Below are 16,220 nucleotides of genomic sequence, written 5' to 3'. Positions count from 1 at the left end.
GCCGCGCACACCCCCGACGCTAGCCGCCCGCGGGGGTCGTCGGCTCCTCCGAGGACGGGGCGATCGTCCCGTCGCGGACGGACTCGAGCCACGCGGGCATCGCGTCGGCGTCGAGCAGGACGGTCACGCCGAGGCCGCCGGCCCGGTAGGCGGGGTCGGCCACGGGCGGTGCGCCGACGAACCCGCCGTTCGAGGCGCCCCGGAACGCGAGGGCGAGCCGGCCGAGGTCGACGATGCCGGTCTCCTCGTCGGTGATGAGGACGTCGGTGCCGGTCCGGGCGAGCGAGACGTGGCGTCGCGGGTCGAGCAGGGTGCCGGGCGTTGCCACGGAGTCGGCGATCGCGCCGATGACCTGGCGCTGGCGCAGCCCGCGGCCGATGTCACCGGTGGGGTCGGAGTAGCGCATCCGGGCGAACGCGAGGGCGGTCTCGCCGTCGGAGACGTGGCACCCGGCCTGCCAGCTGAGTCCGGAGAACTCGTCCTCCACGTCGTAGTCGAGGCAGAGCTCGACCCCGCCGACCGCGTCGACGATGTCCGAGAGTCCGCCCATGCCGATCTCCACGTAGTGGTCGACGGTGAGCCCCATGAGCTCCTCGACGGTCTGGACGAGCAGCTCGGGCCCGCCGAGCGAGTAGGCGGCGTTGAGCTTGTTGTCGCCGTGCCCGGGGATCTCGACGAGGGTGTCGCGCGGCAGCGAGATGAGCGAGGGAGTGCCGGACTCCGGGTCGTGCAGCACGAGGATCGAGTCCGAGCGCGAGCCCTCGACCCCGTCCTCGATGGCGCCGCCGCGGGTGTCGGTGCCCGCGAGGACGTAGGTGGTGCCGGTCGTGTCCTCGGCGCCCGAGAGCGCGGTGGTGTGTGCGATCCGGCCGTCGGCCCAGATCGCGAGGCCCACGGGCCACGCGACGACGAGCACGAGGAGGGTGACGAGCACGAGGGCGATCACTCGTCCCGGCCGACGACGACGCCGCTGCCGCGGGGGCCGACCCGGCGGCGGTGGCGGGCGGTGGCCGGGGTCGTCGGGATACCGCGGACCACCGGGGTGCTGCGGGCCGGGGGCGTGCTGCGGCTGGTCCGGGTACTGCGGCCCGGCGGACCGGCCGGCCCGCGAGGACGACGGCGGTGCGTACGACGGCGGGGGCTGTGCGGCCTGCGCGTGGCCGTCGTTCCAGCCGTCCGCCACGGCGGCGGGCATCGCGCGGGTGGCCCCGGCGTCGCCGTGCCCACCGGCGCGGGCGGCCCCGGCGTCGCGGGGCCCACCGACGGGGGCGCCACCTGCGTCGGCGCGCGTGGGGATGCCGCTGCGGTCGGCGGCCGCGCGGCGCGGGGAGGCGGCCGGGCTCTGACGGATCGACCGCCGCACGGTGGCGTTGCCCTGGTCGTTCGGCGGAGGAGGCGGCGCGGCGGACGAGCGGCGCGGGTTCACCCGGGTCGCGCCGGTGGCGGCACCGGCGCCGTCACGCGCACCGTCGGCCCCGGAGCCCGCGGGACGCTCGGACCGCGGCGGTCGCTGCGGCGCACCGTCGGACCGGCGCCCCCGGCGGGGTGCGTACGACGGCGGAAGCTCGTCGTCGTTCATCGTGTCCCCCCGGGTCGTCGTCCAGCGATCCGCAGGCTATCCGCGATCCCGACCGACCGGGTGGCACCACCCCGTGGAGTGGTCACCGGGTGCACGGCGGGAGGGGGGCGGCCTCCGGCTCGGCCGTCGGGGCGGGCGGGGCAGCGTCGTCGGGCGTGCCGTGGCTGTCGGCCTCGTCGGTGGGGGTCTCCTCCGCCGCGACCGCGTCCCGTGCCTCCTGGGCCAGGTCGCCGCCCGTGCCGATCGCCGTGCCGGTCTCCTCCGGGGCCGCGCCGTCCGACGCACCCTCCGACGCCCCCTCGGACGCGCTCTCGCCCGTCCCCGCGGAGTTCGACTCGTCGGTCGGGGTCCCGCCGCCGAGCTCGGGGTCCGCCGCCGCGGTCGTCCCCGGGATCGGCTCGTCCTCGCGCAGGGCGGCCCACACGTCGTCGGCCTCCTCGGTCGGGGTGACGCGGTAGCCCGCGGGCTCCCAGGGCATCGTGAGGAACCCGATGTTCTCGCCCTCGAGGCCGCGCAGCGAGACCGCGAGGCCGGCGAGGTTGCGGATGCTGCCGAACTCGGGCGAGGTCGTCAGGGTCTGCGTGCCGGCGTCGAGCACCGAGTACAGGCGCGGCAGGTCGAACAGGACGCGGCTGGAGAGCACGTCGCGGGCGATGGCGCTGACGAGCTGCTGCTGCCGGCCGATCCGGGAGATGTCCGAGCCGTCGCCGAGCGTCTGGCGGGCGCGCGCGTAGCCGAGCGCCTCCTCGCCGTCGAGGATCTGGCAGCCCTCGTCGAGCTCGAGCCCGGCACCCGGGTCGTCGATGTCCTCGTCCACGTACATCGGGACCCCGTCCAGGGCCTCGACGACGCCGATGAACCCCGCGAAGTCGACCACCATGTAGTCGTCGATCCGGACGTCGGACATGCCCTCGACGGTGGCGATCGTGCAGGCGGCGGCCGCGCTCACGTCGCCGTGCTGACCGCCCGTGTGGAAGGCGGAGTTGAACATCCCGGCCTCGACGGGCTCGGTCTCGGAACCGTCCTCGAGCGTGCAGGAGGGGATCGGCACGAGCGTGTCCCGGGGGATCGAGACGATGTCGACCCGCTCCCGGTCCGAAGAGATGTGGACGATCATCGTGGTGTCGGAGCGCATGCCCTCGACGTCCTCCTGACCGCCCTGGGCGCTGTTCGCGCCCTCGCGGGTGTCGGAGCCCATGACGAGGATGTTCATCGCCTGCCCGGCGTTCGGGTCGTCCGGGTCCTCGACGACGGTGGGGCGCTCGTCCTCGTCGAGGAGGTGCGTGACGTCCTCGGTGGTGATGTTGCCCTGGAGGTCGTTGTACATCGCGGCGACCGCACCGATCCCGACGGCGACGACCGCCGTGGCGGCCCCCGCGATGATCGGTCCGCGGCGCCGCCGCCGCTGCGCCGGGGCAGGCTTGCGGTGCCGGGGCTGGTAGGGCTCCTCGCGCGGCGTCTCCGGCTCGGCCGCGCCGTCCTCGGCGTCGGGCGGCATGACTCTCACGATACGGCCGGGTGGCCGAAAGGTGGACGTCCGTCGACGGCATGGCGGCGGGGAGTTCTGCCCCCGCGCTGGTCCTCGGCCCGCGATGTGGGAGGCGTCTCGTCCCAGGTGGGGCCGGTGGGTCGGTGGTGCGGGTGCTAGCCGTCGGCCCGGCGGTCCTCGACGGGGTCGTCCGCGTCACGCAGGGGTTCGTCGTCGGGCGCGTGGCGGGTGTCGTCGTCGGGGGTGTGCGGGGTCCCCGACGGTGCGCGCCGGACCTCGCCGTCGGCCTCCCGGATGGCGAGCCGCCGGGCGAGGATCGTCGTCTGCCGGTCGCGCCGTGCGTGCCCCCGGGCCGTGACGACCACGTAGCCGAAGAACACGACGACGAGGATGTAGAGCACGAGGTCCGTGCCACGCCCGACGCCGACGAACCGGGCCACCGACGAGACCCACGAGGGGAACAGCACCGAGATCGCGGCGAGCGCCATGAAGCCGAGGAGCCCGAGCCGGCGGATCGCCTGGTGGCGGGAGCCCGCCGTCGACCGGGTGAGCAGGACGGTGAAGGCGACGACGGCGACGAGGAGGAGGATCTGGATGATCCGCGTGTCTCCGGAGACGGGCATCAGCGGATCACCAGCTCCCACAGGATGTTGACGGAGTTGAGCAGCGACTGGCCCTTGGCCTTGGAGTAGTCGGTGTAGACGATCTCGATCGGGTGCTCCGACCACGGCAGCGACGTGCGGCCGAGCTGGAGCACGATCTCGGTGGCGTGCGCCATGCGGTTCTGCCGCAGGTCGACGTGCCGGGCGGCGTCGCGTCGGATGACCCGCAGACCGTTGTGGGCGTCGGTCAGACGCATGCCGGTGGACTGGTTGGTCACCCACACGGCCGTCTTGAGGACGAGCCGCTTGAGCAGGCCCGGCTTCGTGCGGTCGTCGAGGAAGCGGGAGCCGAAGACCACGGCGAGGTCCTCGGTGCGGGCCCTCTCCACCATGTCGACCGCGTCGACCACCCGGTGCTGCCCGTCGGCGTCGAAGGTGACGAGGTAGCGGGCGTCGGTGCGCGTGAGGACGTACTCGATGCCGGTCTGCAGCGCCGCCCCCTGCCCGAGGTTGAACGGGTGCGTGACGACGACGGCGCCCGCCGCGGCGGCCGCGGCCCCCGAGGCATCGGTCGACGAGTCGTCGACGCAGACGATGTGCGGGAACGTCTCGCGCGCCTCCGACACGACGCGACCGATGACGGACGCCTCGTTGAAGACGGGGATGACGAGCCAGGCGTCGTCCACGGGTGGCACCATGGGCATGGGCCGCATTGTCGCAGGCTCGTGGACGACAGCAGGGCAGCGTGCCGTGCGCGGGCCGGTCGCGTGAGCGGCTCGCCCGGGGCGGGGCGTCGGCCTCGACACGAAGGGCAGCGCATGACCGCACGGATCGTGGACTCCGCCGACGTGGCGGAGACCGCTCGCATCGGCGACGGCAGCTCCGTCTGGCACCTCGCGCAGGTGCGGGAGGACGTCGAGATGGGGGAGGGCTGCGTCGTGGGGCGCGGCGCCTACATCGGCACCGGCGTGCAGATGGGGCGGCACTGCAAGGTCCAGAACTACGCGCTCGTGTACGAGCCCGCGCGGCTCGGCGACGGCGTGTTCATCGGGCCCGCGGCCGTGCTGACGAACGACACCTATCCCCGTGCGATCAACCCGGACGGCTCGCTCAAGTCCGCCTCCGACTGGGACGCGGTCGGCGTGACCATCGAGGAGGGCGCCGCGATCGGCGCCCGCGCCGTGTGCGTCGCGCCCGTGACGGTGGGCGCCTGGGCGACCGTGGCTGCCGGCGCCGTGGTGACCAAGGACGTCACCCCGTACGCCCTCGTGGCCGGCGTACCCGCGAAGCAGATCGGATGGGTAGGACGTTCGGGCGCCCGACTCGTCCAGGACGGGGAACAATGGCGGTGCCCGCTGACCGGGCAGCGGTACGTCGAGACGAACGGCGTGCTGACCGAGACGGAGGAGAACGCGTGAACGACGAGCTGCCCATGATCCCCGCGGCGAAGCCGGTCATCGGCGACGAGGAACGCGCGGCGGTCGACCGCGTGATGCGGACCGGCATGATCGCCCAGGGGCCCGAGGTCAAGGCCTTCGAGGAGGAGTTCGCCTCGGTCCTGGCCGCCGGCCGCACCGCCGTGGCCGTCAACTCCGGCACGTCCGCCCTGCACATGGGCCTGGTCGCCGCCGGCATCGGTGAGGGCGACGAGGTCATCGTCCCGTCCTTCACGTTCGCGGCGACCGGCAACTCGGTGGCGCTGACCGGCGCGACGCCGGTGTTCGCGGACATCGAGCCCGAGCACTTCTGCCTCGACCCCGAGTCGGTGCGTGCCGCGGTCACCGAGCGCACGCGCGGCATCATGCCCGTCCACCTGTACGGGCACCCGGCGAACATGGACGCGCTCCAGGCGATCGCCGACGAGCACGACCTGCAGATCTTCGAGGACGCCGCCCAGGCCCACGCCGCCACCTACCGCGGCCGCCAGGTCGGCACGTTCGGCGCCTTCGCCGCGTTCTCCCTCTACCCGACGAAGAACATGACCTCCGCCGAGGGCGGCATGGTCACCACGGGCGACGAGAAGCTGGCCCGCCGGGTGCGCCTCCTGCGCAACCAGGGCATGGAGAAGCAGTACGAGAACGAGGTCGTCGGCTACAACACGCGGATGACCGACGTGCACGCCGCGATCGGCCGCGTCCAGCTCGGCAAGGTCCTCGGCTGGACCGAGCGGCGCCGGGCCAACGCCGCGTTCCTCGACGCCAACCTGCGCGGCGTGGTGGTGCCCCCGGTCGCCGAGGGCGCCGAGCACGTCTACCACCAGTACACGGTCCGCGTGCCCGTCGAGGGCGACGGCGGCGCCGAGCGCGACCGCATCGTCGCCGCGCTGCGCGCGGAGCACAAGGTGGGCTGCGGCGTGTACTACCCGATCCCCAACCACCGCCTCGAGTCCCTCGCCGTCTTCTCGCCGGGCCTCGAGCTGCCCGAGACCGAGCGCGCCGCGCAGCAGGTCATCTCGCTGCCCGTGCACCCCTCCCTCGAGCAGGGCGACCTCGACCGCATCGCGGCCGCGGTCGAGGCCGTGACCGGGGCGGGGGCCTGATCGCGATGGGAGACAACGTGGCTGGAACGACTGCGACCGATGCCCCGCTGCGCGTGGGGCTCATCGGGCTGGGCTCGATGGGGCGCCACCACGCCCGGGTCATCCGGGAGACCGAGGGCATGGACCTCGTGGCCGTGGCCGACCCGGGTGGCGACCGCTTCGGCGTCGCCGGGTCGCTGACGGTGGGCAGCGACGTCGAGTCGCTCATCGACGCCGGCATCGAGGCGGCCATGGTCGCCGTGCCGACGATCTACCACGAGGAGGTCGCCCTCAAGCTCGCCGAGGCCGGCATCCACACGATGGTCGAGAAGCCCATCGCGCACGACGTCGCCGCAGGTCGCCGCGTCGCAGGCGCCTTCGAGGAGGCCGGGCTCACCGGCGCCGTCGGGTACGTCGAGCGGTGCAACCCGGCGATCGTCGCGCTGCGGGACAAGCTGGCCGAGGGGTTCCTCGGCGAGATCTACCAGATCCAGACCTTCCGGCAGGGCCCGTTCCCGGCGCGGATCTCCGACGTCGGCGTGGTCAAGGACCTCGCGACCCACGACGTCGACCTCGCCGCGTTCGTCGCCGGCTCGCCGTACAGCTCGATCTGGGCGCGGACCACGCACCGCTCGGGTCGCGAGTTCGAGGACATGGTGCTGGCCACCGGACAGCTCGCCGACGGGACGATGGTGGGGCACACCGTCAACTGGCTCTCGCCCTTCAAGGAGCGCCGGACCGTCGTGACCGGTGAGCGCGGGGCCCTCGTGGCCGACACCCTCAACATCGACCTCACCTTCTACGCCAACGGCACGATCCCCACCGAGTGGGACGCCGTGGCCGCCTTCCGCGGCGTGTCCGAGGGCGACATCACGACCTACGCGATCCCCAAGCGCGAGCCGCTGCGGGTCGAGCAGGAGCGGTTCCGCGACGCCGTGCGCGGGGAGGGCGACGAGGTCGTGTCGATGGCCGAGGGTGTGCACACGCTCGAGGTCGTCGAGGCGATCCTCTCCGCCGCCGGCGACGGTGTGGCCGTCCAGCTGTAGCCGCTGATCGCTGACGCAGCACCACGAGGGGCCGACCGTCACCGGTCGGCCCCTCGTGCCGTTCGCCCGCGCGTGCCGACCGGCAACCTGCTCGGCGACCACACAACTTCTCGCCGAAAGGACGGTCTCCCGCCGAGGAGTCGGGTTGTGCGCCGAGAGTACTCACGGCCGGAAGGTGTCAACCTGTTTGGAGTCGTTGGGTTGATTGTTCGGTGTTGAGAGTGACGTTCGCTAACGGTGCTCTGATTCGGGGGGTGCGGGGGTAGCGCTCGGGGTGGCGGGCGGCCAGGTCTTCGAGAGTGGACTGTCGCTGGTGATGGACAGTGCGCCAGCTGCCGTCATGGACGCTCTGCGGTGTGTGGCCCTCGAGCGACGTGTGCCGGTGAGTGGTGTTGTAGTCGGTGATCACGGTCGTGGCCCAGCGACGAGCATGGGCCATGTCGTGGAACCAGCCGGGATAGCGGGACTGGTACTTCGCTGTCTTGAACCATGATTCGGCGTACGGATTGTCGTTGGAGACCCGGGGCCGGTTACGTGAGCGGGTAATGCCCAGCTCGCGGTAGAGGTCGGACAGGGTGTCGGACATCATCGACGGGCCGCCATCGGAGTGCACGATCTGCGGGTGCGTGCCCTGCGCGTCGAACGCGGTCTCGAACATCGCTCGGGCCAGGTCATCGTCCTCGCCCTGTTCAACCCGCCAGCCCACGACCAGGCGCGAGAAGACGTCGATGACGAGATAGAGACTGAGCCACTGCCCGTGGTACTTGCCCGCGAGCTTGGTGATGTCCCAGCACCAGACCTGGTTGGGCGCGGTGGCTCGGAACTGCGGCATCGCGCTGGCCCGCCGCCGGCGCCGGGGCCGGCTGGGCCGTTGCGGCCCCAGATGAGCAGCGGCGAGCCGGTGCCACGTCCTGAGCGAGGCGATCGGATCGCCCGCGTCCAACGCGTCGTGCCACGACGAGTACACGCCGCGACCGACGGCGAACCCCTGGGCGATCAGTCCCAGGATCTGCTCCCGCTCGGCGTCGGTGACCCGGTTGGGATAGTCCCGCCGTGCCTGCGGAACCGGACCGGGCACCCGGTCGCGGGGATGGCGGCGGTAGTGCCACGTCGCGCGACTGATCCCGAGCAGTTCCAAGGTGGCGCGCTGACTGGTCCCATAGCTCTTGATCTCAGCGACCAGCTCGTTCTCGAACGCGATGAAGTCCGAACCGCCCGTCGCCGTACCCGAGCCGGTGGTTGGGTTCAGCTCTCGTCCTTGGGCTCCTGCTGCTCGCCGGCGCGGTCGTGCAAGAGCCCGATAGCTTTTCCCAGCGCATCGTTGACCTCCTGGAGTCGCTCGATCTCAGCGGCGTGTTCCCGCCGATCGGCCTCCCGCGCAGCCTTCTCCGCCGCGAGCTGGACCTCGAGCTGTTTGAACTTGGCTCCACCAGCGACATCCATCAAGGAAGTGTCCCTGGGAATCAGCTCGGCATCCAGATCGCCAAAGAAGAACGCCTTACGCCAACGACTCATCGTTCGCGAGTCGATCCCCCTCTCTGCGAGCCATGCCAACTTCTGACCGTGCTCGACAACCAGGTACTCGGCCACGAACTCAGCCTTCTCCTGCGGAGTGCGCAGACGTGCCAACATCGACCTCCTCGATCGACTCACACCCAGGCTGACACACAGGGGGCGGGGGTCCACTCGGCACCTCGACCGACTGTTCGGCACCTCGACCGACTGTTCGGCGCCTTGACCGTCCCTTCGGCGCACCTCCGCCCCACCCACCTCCGTCACAATGGCCTCGTGACCTCCCGACGCCCGCGCGTGACCATCGCCTCCCGCATCTGGTCCCCGGAGCCCGCGGCCGCGTCGTTCCGCCTCGCCGCCCTCGCCCGCGGCCTGCGTGAGGCCGGAGCCGCCACCCGCGTCCTCACCGCGCGCCCGCCCGCCGACGCCACGATCGACGACCACCCGGGCACCCGCGTCTCCCGCGCCCCCGTCCTGCGCGACGCCGACGGCTACCTCCGCGGCTACGTCCCCTACCTCTCGTTCGACGTCCCGCTGTCCGCCCGACTCCTCCGCGACCCCGCCCCGGACGTGTACGTGGTCGAGCCGCCGCCCACCACCGGCCTCGTCGTGCGCGCGGTCGCGGCGATCCGGCGTCGCCCGTACGTCGCCTACGTCCCGGACATCTGGTCCGACGCCGCGACCTCCACCGGAGCGCCCGGCGCCGTCGTCGAGGTGCTGCGGCGCGCCGAGTCGGCGGTCCTGGCCGGCGCGGCGGCGACGATCGCGGTGTCGGACGACGTCGCCGCCCGGGCGGAGGAGCTGGGCGCGCGGGGCGTCGTCGTCGTGCGCGGGGGAGCGGACACCGAGACGTTCACGCCGGCCGGGCCCATGCCCGACGACGACGATCCCCGCCCCTACCTCCTCTACGCCGGCACGGCCTCGGAGTGGCAGGGCGCGGACGTCTTCCTGCGTGCGCTCCCGCGGGTGCTCGAGCAGGTGCCGGACGCGCGCGTCGTCGTGCTCGGCCAGGGCAGCGCGTGGCCCGAGCTCGAGCGCCTCGCCGCGCGACTGCCGAGCGGGGCGGTCGAGCTGCGCGGCCTGGTCGGTCAGGCCGAGGCCGCACGGTGGCAGCGGGGCGCGCGGGCGGCGCTCGTCTCGATCCGCCCCGGCATCGGCTACGACCTCGCGTACCCCACGAAGGCGTACGCGGCGTGGGCGTCCGGCGTCCCGGTCATCTACGCGGGCCCGGGGCCGGCGCGCGCGGACATCGCCGAGAGCCGGTTGGGCTGGGCGGTCGAGCACGACGCCGACGACGTCGCACGGGCGATGGTCGCCGCCCTGACCGGCGAGCGCGGGCCGGGTGACGCCGCACGCCTCGCGGGCTGGGTCGCCGAGAACGCGTCGTCGTCGGCGGCGGGTCGCGCGGCGGCCGACGTCGCGCTGGGGGCGATCCGAGCTCAGTCCGCGATGACGCCGTAGACGTAGATGCCGTCGTTGTTGCCCGCCGTGCATTCCGGCTGCGCATCGTCGTAGAGCTCGGCGACGCTGCCTCGCCAGCCGCTCCTCAGGGGGTACTCGGTGCCCATCTCGATGAGGCTGTCGTCGGGAAGGCGGACGACCGGTTCTCCGTCGTCGTCGACCGCGGCCTCGGCACCCTCGGGGAAGATGACGAGCAGATCTCCAGTGTGGTTGTAGACGCCCTCGATGACGACGCAGCCGTCCTCGATCTCGAACGTGCTGTGCAGCTGGACGTCTTCTGCTGCGAACGACATGTCCTCGCCGGCATCGATCGTGGCGACGTCGAAGTCGTCCGCCGATGTCACGGACGATTCGGAGCCGCACCCCGCGAGAAGGCTCGTGCTCGCCAAGAACGTGAGTGCGGAGCGTGGCCTCATGGTGGAGACAGTGTCTGCGTTATCCACCTCGCGGGGAAGACCCCGAGGCGCACGCGCGGCAGGGCGTATGTCCCGCACCACGGTGGCTCGAGGCGGCTGCCGCCGAACGGCGCCCTAACCAGGTCGTCGGCTCGTACCCTCAGGAGGTGAGACGTGGACTTCTCGGCATCCTCGCACTCTGCCTGCTGGCACTGAGTGCCTGTGGAGCAGGCGCCCCCCCCGAACCGGACTACGAGGTCAACGGCACCGAGCCGCGCCTGATCCGTCCCGAGCCGTACGAACGGACCACCGAGTCGGTCATCGATCTCGACGACCCGGATCGGCCGGTCGACGCGGACGGTGTCGCCCATTGGGAGATCCCCTGGGAACGTGGCACGCGCTGGTACCACCCCGTCGACCTGGCACGCTACGGCCTCGGCCTGCTCGAGTCGTATCGCGCGACCGGAGAGCAGGTGTACCTCGACCGGGCCGTCGCGAACGCCGAGTACCTGCTCGACGGGTCCGTCGAGAGCGACGGCGCCCGGTGGTTCCCCTACCCCTTCGACCACTCCCTCAACAGTGACGAGGAGGGAATGGTGCTGCTCGCCCCCTGGTACTCCGGGATGGCGCAGGGCCAGTCGTTGTCACTCTTCGTCCGTCTGCACGAGGAGACCGGTGACGATCGCTGGATGGACGCGGCGGACGAGACCTTCGAGACCTTCCTTGCCCGCCCCGGCGACGGTCCGTGGTTCTCTCACGTCATCGACGGCCACATCTGGTTTGAGGAGTTCGTGGCCGACAGCATCGAGACGACCCAGGTCGTCAACGGCCACATGTACGCGATGTTCGGACTGTACGACTACGCCGTCGCGACGGACGACCCGCACGCGGCGCAGCTGTTCGACGGCGGCGCGGCAACCATGATCGAGACATTCGACCGCTACCGCGTGCCCGACGGCATCTCCTACTACTGCGCGGCCCAGTACTGCCGGGACGAGAGCTGGCAGCCGGACAGCTACCACCGAGGGGTAGCAAACCAGTTCGACTCGTTGGCACTCATGACCGGCGACGGACGGTTCGTCGAGATGGCCCGGACGTTCCGCAGCGACTACGCCGCGTCGGGCGCGGACGGATAGGGCGGTCGGACGAGGACTGCCGACGAGCAGTCGCCTCCTCCACGTGCCCCACTGTGCCGGTGCGCCGGTCAGTCGGGCAGCTCGACGCCGTTGATGAACATTGCCTCGGTCTGGCCCCCTGTAAATGCCGGGGTCGTGGCGCCGTACAGGGCCGGGATCGTTCCGATCTGGCCCTTGTCCACCGAGTACTCGGTGCCCAGGTCGGCAATCGCGCCGTCGGGAAACAGGACGGCGAGGTTCCCGTCGTCGTCGGTGACGGGTGCCGCGCCCTCGGGGAGCGCCGCCAGGCGCGTGAGGCCCTGGCCGACTGTGCTGACGACGACGAGGCAGCCGTCCTCGACCTCGAGCCGGCCGTAGAACATGTCGTCGGTCCCCGTGGACGACAGTCGCACGGTCTCCGGCAGCGTCGCGATCGAGAACTCGCCGGCGACGGCGTCCACGGTGGCTGGCTGGAGGACGAGGTCGTCCCCACGACCCGCCGCGCTGACCTGGACGACGATCGAGTCGATGACCGCGGCCTCGTCGACGTCGAGGGGAGTGGGACTGGACCCGTCGAGGTCGAGCGCGCCGGAGGCCAGGTGCTCCTCGATCGCGTCCGCCTCCGCCTGGGACGCCACCTCGACGTTGATCTCGCCCGAGACCGGGTCCGTCACCGTCGAGGCGCCCGCACCGAGGTGCTCGACCAGCGCCATGTGCACGGCGACGCCGATCGACTCGGCGGTCCCGGCGTCGTACGCCGCGCCGCCGTGGGCGACGATCCCGGGCTCGGCCGCCAGCTCGTCGACGACGTCGGCGGGGACGTCGCCGGTGAAGTACAGGTGGGCGGTGGCGTCGTCCCGGAGCTCGGAGACGGCGAACGTATCCGCGTGGCGGGTCGCGATGTCCGTGACGATCGGCGCGGCACGCTCCTGCATTGCGATGCGGTCCTCGAGCTCACCGGGCTCGATCTCGCCGCGGGCGATCTGGGCCTGGAGGTCCTCCCAGGCGGCGTCCGAGATCCCGTCGGGCCGGTCGGGGATGGCGGCCGCCGAGCTCGTCAGCACCGCGGTGGCGGCGCCGACCGCGAGCAGCGCCGCCGCGAGTCGTGGTCCGGGTCGCCTCATCGCGCGTGCCGTCCTGTCGGGCCGGAGATCGGTGTCATGGATGACTGTACGGGCCTCACGTGGAGAGCACGGGGGGCGGGTGCGCATCGAGAGCGAACCGTGACGAGCCCGTGCTCGCCTGCTCCAACCGCGCCTGATCGAACCGCGCCTGCTCCTACCGCTCCTGCTGTTCCAACCGCGCCTTGTCCCGCCGGTCCTTCCACCGCCGCATCCGTCTCTCGATCGGCCGCTCGACGAACGCGTGCAGCGCCCACGCCGCCACGATCGACGGCACGAGGACGGCCGCGTAGATCAGCAGGTTGGCCCACCCCATGGGCTGGAGGCCGAACCACGTGCGGCAGGCGTAGATGAGGGTGGCGTGCAGGAGGTAGAAGGCGAAGCTCCACTCGCCGAGCCGCACGAGCCAGCCGGCCGGCGCCCCGCGCCCCGACCCGTCCGCGCGACCGCGCAGCTCCCGCACCGCGTAGGCGAGGATGACCACCCCGCACACCGCGGGGATCGCGACCGGGGTGAGCGGGCCGAGCCGGAGCGCCTCCCACGCGTCCGCGGCGCGCAGCGGCCCGAGGAACACCCCTGCGCACACGGCGAGCAGCAGCCCGAGCGCCACGGGCACGGGCAGCCGCGGCCGCCACCCCAGCCGGACGGCGTGCGCGAGCGCCATGCCCAGGCAGAACTCCCACAGCCGGAGGACCGGCCGCGGCAGGTGGGCGAGGGCGTCGATCTCGGACCGCGCGAGGTAGAGCACCGCCGCCGTGAGCGGGATCGCGAACAGCACCGCGAGAGCGGCCCTGCGTCCGGTGCGGCCGAGCACGCGGTCGAGCCACGGGTGCGTCGCGTAGAAGAACGCCTCGAGCGAGAGCGTCCACGACGCCGGGTTGCCCGAGAACACGACCTCGTTGTTGCTCGACCACCCGTGCAGCAGCACCACGGACAGCAGGAGGACGAGGGACAGCGGCCGTACCCAGCTCTCCTCGACGTCCGCGGGCGGCCCGACGAACACCGCCACCGCCAGCAGCAGCGCCACCATGTGCGCCGGCCAGATCCGGGCGAACCGCCGCCAGTAGAACGTCGAGACCGGGGTGCCGGGCCGGGCCGACCACGTGAGGACGAAGCCCGACAGGACGAAGAAGAACGCGACGCCTTGCGCCCCGAGCCGCAGCGGTCCGGAGATCGGCAGCGGCGCGAAGTTCGTCATGTGGTGGGCGAACACCGCCAGCGCGGCCCACCAGCGCAGGGCGGTGAGCGAGTCGAGCCGGGGCAGCGTGCCGGGGGTGCCCGGCGTGGTCCACGGGCCGCGGGACACCTGGTCCGTCCGACTCGCCGCGCGCTCCCCGCCCTCCCCGCGCTCCCCGCCCTCCCCGCGGGCCGCGCTCACCCGCGCGACCCCGACGACCCTGCGCCCGCCGCGGACTCCTCGCGCCTCGCCAGCCTCTCGGCCGCGGCCACGCCGTGCACCGCACGACCGACGACGCCGCGCCGCAGCCACTCCCACGCCGTGCGCACGGCGGGCAGGTCGACGGCGACGGCCACGTCCGCCTGCCCGGCCAGCGACTCCGCGGTCGCGTCGGCACGGGCGGCCCGCCACACGGTGCGGGTGTCGTCGACCGGGCTGAGGGTGGCGAGCAGCCGCCCGGGCACCGAGCGCCTCGTGGCCGCGTCGAACGACCGGTACCTCCCGGAGCCCGCGATCCTCGCGAGCGGCCCGTGGTCCTCGGCGATCACGTGCACGACGTCGACACCCGCCACCGGTGCGACCGGCGCCGTGCGGCACACGAGCGTGACGTGCGCCGGCGCCCCCGGGCTCCCCAGCCGCTCGGCCAGGTCCCCGGCCCCCGCGGACCGCGCGAGCACCTCGTCCGCCGGATCCTCGGACCCGACGACGAGGACGAACCGTCGGGGTGCGTCGTCGCCGGCACTGGTATCGGCACCGCCACCGAGGGCCGGCACAGAACCGGCGGGCTCCGCAGCAGGGGGTTCGTCGTCGTGCGGGTGCTCGTGCGCCCGCACCTCCGGCACCGGAAGGCCGAGCTCTGCCGCCCGCCGCGCGACGAACTCACCGAGCTCGGCCACCCGAGGGGCCAGCTGCTCCTCGCGCGCGTACCGCCGGGCCCACTCGCGGGTCTCGGCCACGGAGCCCGCGGTCGCCGAGCGCGCGAGCGCAGCGCCCGCCACGAGCGCGTCCGCGACGTCGTCGGCGGACATCGACTCCGTCAGCACCCACGCGGGATGCCCGTCGAGCACGGAGGACGCCGCCGACTCCGGCCCGTGCACCGACACCACCGGCAGGCCGGTCGCGGCGTACTCGAAGACCTTGCCGCTCGTGACGTACCGCCCCGGGATGAGCGGGAGCGCGAGGACGTCGAAGCCCGCGTACACCGACGCCACCTCGGCGCGCGGGACGGGACCGCCGTGCTCCACGCCGTCGCCGGCGAACTCGGCGAGCATGGCGAGGGTCCGCTCCTCGGGCGCGCCCTGGTGGCCCACGTGGCCGCGCAGCACGAGCCGCGCCCGCGCGAGGTCCGCGCTCCGCGCCCGCGCCGCCCGCCAGCCCTCGAGGAGCTCGCGCACCGGCACCGACCCGTACAGGGTGCCGAGGTAGCCGAAGGTGAGGGGGGCGTCGTCGTCGGGGGCGGAGGTCGGGCGCAGGGAGTCGATCGCCTCGCCGAGGTCGCCGTCGTACCCGTTGGCCACGACGTGCGTGCGGTCGGCGACCTCCGGCAGGGTCTCGTCGTACCAGTCGCGGATCGGGGCGTTGACGAACCACGCCTCCTCGGCGCCGAGCAGGAGCTCCCGCTCGGTGCGCCACGCGCGCGAGCGCTCGCCGGACACGCGCCGGCCCGTCGTCACGTCGAGGGCCCAGCCGTCGCGGTAGTCGAGGACGTAGGGCACGTCGGCGCGCCGGGCGAGGTGCTGCCCGGGGACGAAGTCGACGTGCGGGTTCGACGTGCCGAGCACGAGGTCGACCGGGTGGCGCTCGTGGACCTGCTCGGCGGCGGCGCGCAGGTTCGCGGCCCACCCGCCGTAGACGCGCTCGGGGAAGCTCAGCTCGCTCGACCGCATGAACGCCGAGAACCAGCCCGGCTCGGAGGCCACGCGCGCCCGCGAGTACCCGGCGAGGTCGGTCTCGATGTGCGCGAGCTCCTGCTTGACCCGCAGCACCTCGATCGCCGGGTGCACGCGCCGCTCGAGCGAGAGGTCGGCCCCGAACAGCTCGGTGAACAGCTCCCGCGGCGCGGTGAGGACGGTGACGTCCCACCCGGCCTCGGCGAAGGCGTTGGCGGTCGCGAGGGCCCGGTAGACGCCGGAACCCCGGCACGGCGGGAAGCCCCAGGCGACGTAGAGGAGGTGTGGACGCACCCGGCAAGGATAGGGAGAGCGC

The 16,220-nt window shown here is 72.9% G+C and carries 15 protein-coding genes; 5 read left to right on the top strand and 10 right to left on the bottom strand.

Annotation, left to right across the window (positions count from 1 at the left end; translation table 11 throughout):
- Window positions 1–19: 19 nt before the first annotated feature.
- The 4 genes from AC24FB_RS04445 to AC24FB_RS04430 form a co-directional block, all read right to left on the bottom strand.
- The gene (locus tag AC24FB_RS04445) at window positions 20–1,579 is read right to left on the bottom strand and encodes an LCP family protein (RefSeq protein ID WP_425715604.1); all 1,560 of its coding nucleotides are present in this window, start codon (window positions 1,577–1,579) and stop codon (window positions 20–22) included.
- An 82-nt stretch (window positions 1,580–1,661) separates the two neighbouring features.
- The gene (locus AC24FB_RS04440; protein WP_425715603.1) at window positions 1,662–3,077 is read right to left on the bottom strand and encodes an LCP family protein; all 1,416 of its coding nucleotides are present in this window, start codon (window positions 3,075–3,077) and stop codon (window positions 1,662–1,664) included.
- A 146-nt stretch (window positions 3,078–3,223) separates the two neighbouring features.
- Window positions 3,224–3,691, bottom strand: coding sequence for a DUF2304 domain-containing protein (locus tag AC24FB_RS04435; RefSeq protein WP_425715602.1), 468 nt, complete (start codon window positions 3,689–3,691; stop codon window positions 3,224–3,226).
- Entirely contained in the window at window positions 3,691–4,383 is a 693-nt protein-coding gene (locus AC24FB_RS04430; protein ID WP_425715601.1) for a glycosyltransferase family 2 protein, read from the bottom strand. The genes AC24FB_RS04435 and AC24FB_RS04430 overlap by 1 nt, the downstream gene beginning before the upstream one ends.
- 105 nt (window positions 4,384–4,488) lie before the next feature.
- On the opposite strand from AC24FB_RS04430, the gene AC24FB_RS04425 reads away from it, so the two are divergent.
- Genes AC24FB_RS04425 through AC24FB_RS04415 form a run of 3 tightly spaced genes read left to right on the top strand, consistent with a single transcriptional unit; the run spans window position 4,489 to window position 7,234 of the window.
- Window positions 4,489–5,088, top strand: a complete 600-nt coding sequence (locus tag AC24FB_RS04425) for an acyltransferase (protein WP_425715600.1) — start codon at window positions 4,489–4,491, stop codon at window positions 5,086–5,088.
- 14 nt (window positions 5,089–5,102) lie between these two features.
- Window positions 5,103–6,209, top strand: coding sequence for a DegT/DnrJ/EryC1/StrS family aminotransferase (locus AC24FB_RS04420; RefSeq protein WP_425715666.1), 1,107 nt, complete (start codon window positions 5,103–5,105; stop codon window positions 6,207–6,209).
- Window positions 6,210–6,214: 5 nt separating this feature from the next.
- The gene (locus tag AC24FB_RS04415) at window positions 6,215–7,234 is read left to right on the top strand and encodes a Gfo/Idh/MocA family protein (protein ID WP_487561060.1); all 1,020 of its coding nucleotides are present in this window, start codon (window positions 6,215–6,217) and stop codon (window positions 7,232–7,234) included.
- A 178-nt stretch (window positions 7,235–7,412) separates the two neighbouring features.
- Here AC24FB_RS04415 and AC24FB_RS04410 read toward each other — a convergent pair whose 3' ends face one another.
- Both AC24FB_RS04410 and AC24FB_RS04405 read right to left on the bottom strand, forming a co-directional pair.
- Entirely contained in the window at window positions 7,413–8,372 is a 960-nt protein-coding gene (locus tag AC24FB_RS04410) for an IS3 family transposase (RefSeq protein WP_487560168.1), read from the bottom strand.
- Window positions 8,373–8,479: 107 nt separating this feature from the next.
- Entirely contained in the window at window positions 8,480–8,866 is a 387-nt protein-coding gene (locus AC24FB_RS04405) for a hypothetical protein (protein ID WP_425713778.1), read from the bottom strand.
- A 156-nt stretch (window positions 8,867–9,022) separates the two neighbouring features.
- Between AC24FB_RS04405 and AC24FB_RS04400 the strand changes: the two genes are divergently transcribed.
- On the top strand, window positions 9,023–10,207 hold the full coding sequence (locus AC24FB_RS04400) for a glycosyltransferase (RefSeq protein WP_425714662.1): 1,185 nt from the start codon (window positions 9,023–9,025) through the stop codon (window positions 10,205–10,207).
- Here AC24FB_RS04400 and AC24FB_RS04395 read toward each other — a convergent pair.
- Window positions 10,186–10,551, bottom strand: a complete 366-nt coding sequence (locus tag AC24FB_RS04395; RefSeq protein WP_425714661.1) for a hypothetical protein — start codon at window positions 10,549–10,551, stop codon at window positions 10,186–10,188. The genes AC24FB_RS04400 and AC24FB_RS04395 overlap by 22 nt on opposite strands.
- 218 nt (window positions 10,552–10,769) lie before the next feature.
- On the opposite strand from AC24FB_RS04395, the gene AC24FB_RS04390 reads away from it, so the two are divergent.
- Window positions 10,770–11,738: a D-glucuronyl C5-epimerase family protein gene (locus AC24FB_RS04390; RefSeq protein WP_425714660.1), complete on the top strand. Its 969-nt coding sequence runs from the start codon at window positions 10,770–10,772 to the stop codon at window positions 11,736–11,738.
- A 68-nt stretch (window positions 11,739–11,806) separates the two neighbouring features.
- On the opposite strand, the gene AC24FB_RS04385 is transcribed toward AC24FB_RS04390, so the two are convergent.
- The 3 genes from AC24FB_RS04385 to AC24FB_RS04375 all read right to left on the bottom strand — a co-directional run bounded on the left by AC24FB_RS04385 (window position 11,807) and on the right by AC24FB_RS04375 (window position 16,198).
- On the bottom strand, window positions 11,807–12,841 hold the full coding sequence (locus AC24FB_RS04385; protein WP_425714659.1) for a hypothetical protein: 1,035 nt from the start codon (window positions 12,839–12,841) through the stop codon (window positions 11,807–11,809).
- 154 nt (window positions 12,842–12,995) lie between these two features.
- Window positions 12,996–14,216 (bottom strand): acyltransferase family protein, encoded by a 1,221-nt coding sequence (locus AC24FB_RS04380; RefSeq protein WP_425714658.1) that lies wholly within the window; start codon window positions 14,214–14,216, stop codon window positions 12,996–12,998.
- Window positions 14,213–16,198 (bottom strand): glycosyltransferase, encoded by a 1,986-nt coding sequence (locus tag AC24FB_RS04375; protein ID WP_425714657.1) that lies wholly within the window; start codon window positions 16,196–16,198, stop codon window positions 14,213–14,215. The genes AC24FB_RS04380 and AC24FB_RS04375 overlap by 4 nt, the downstream gene beginning before the upstream one ends.
- Between the last annotated feature and the right edge of the window lie 22 nt (window positions 16,199–16,220).

Source organism: Georgenia sp. Z1344, from assembly GCF_057652375.1.
Note: the sequence above shows the minus strand (reverse complement) of the source record. Positions and strands in the feature narration are given on the sequence as shown.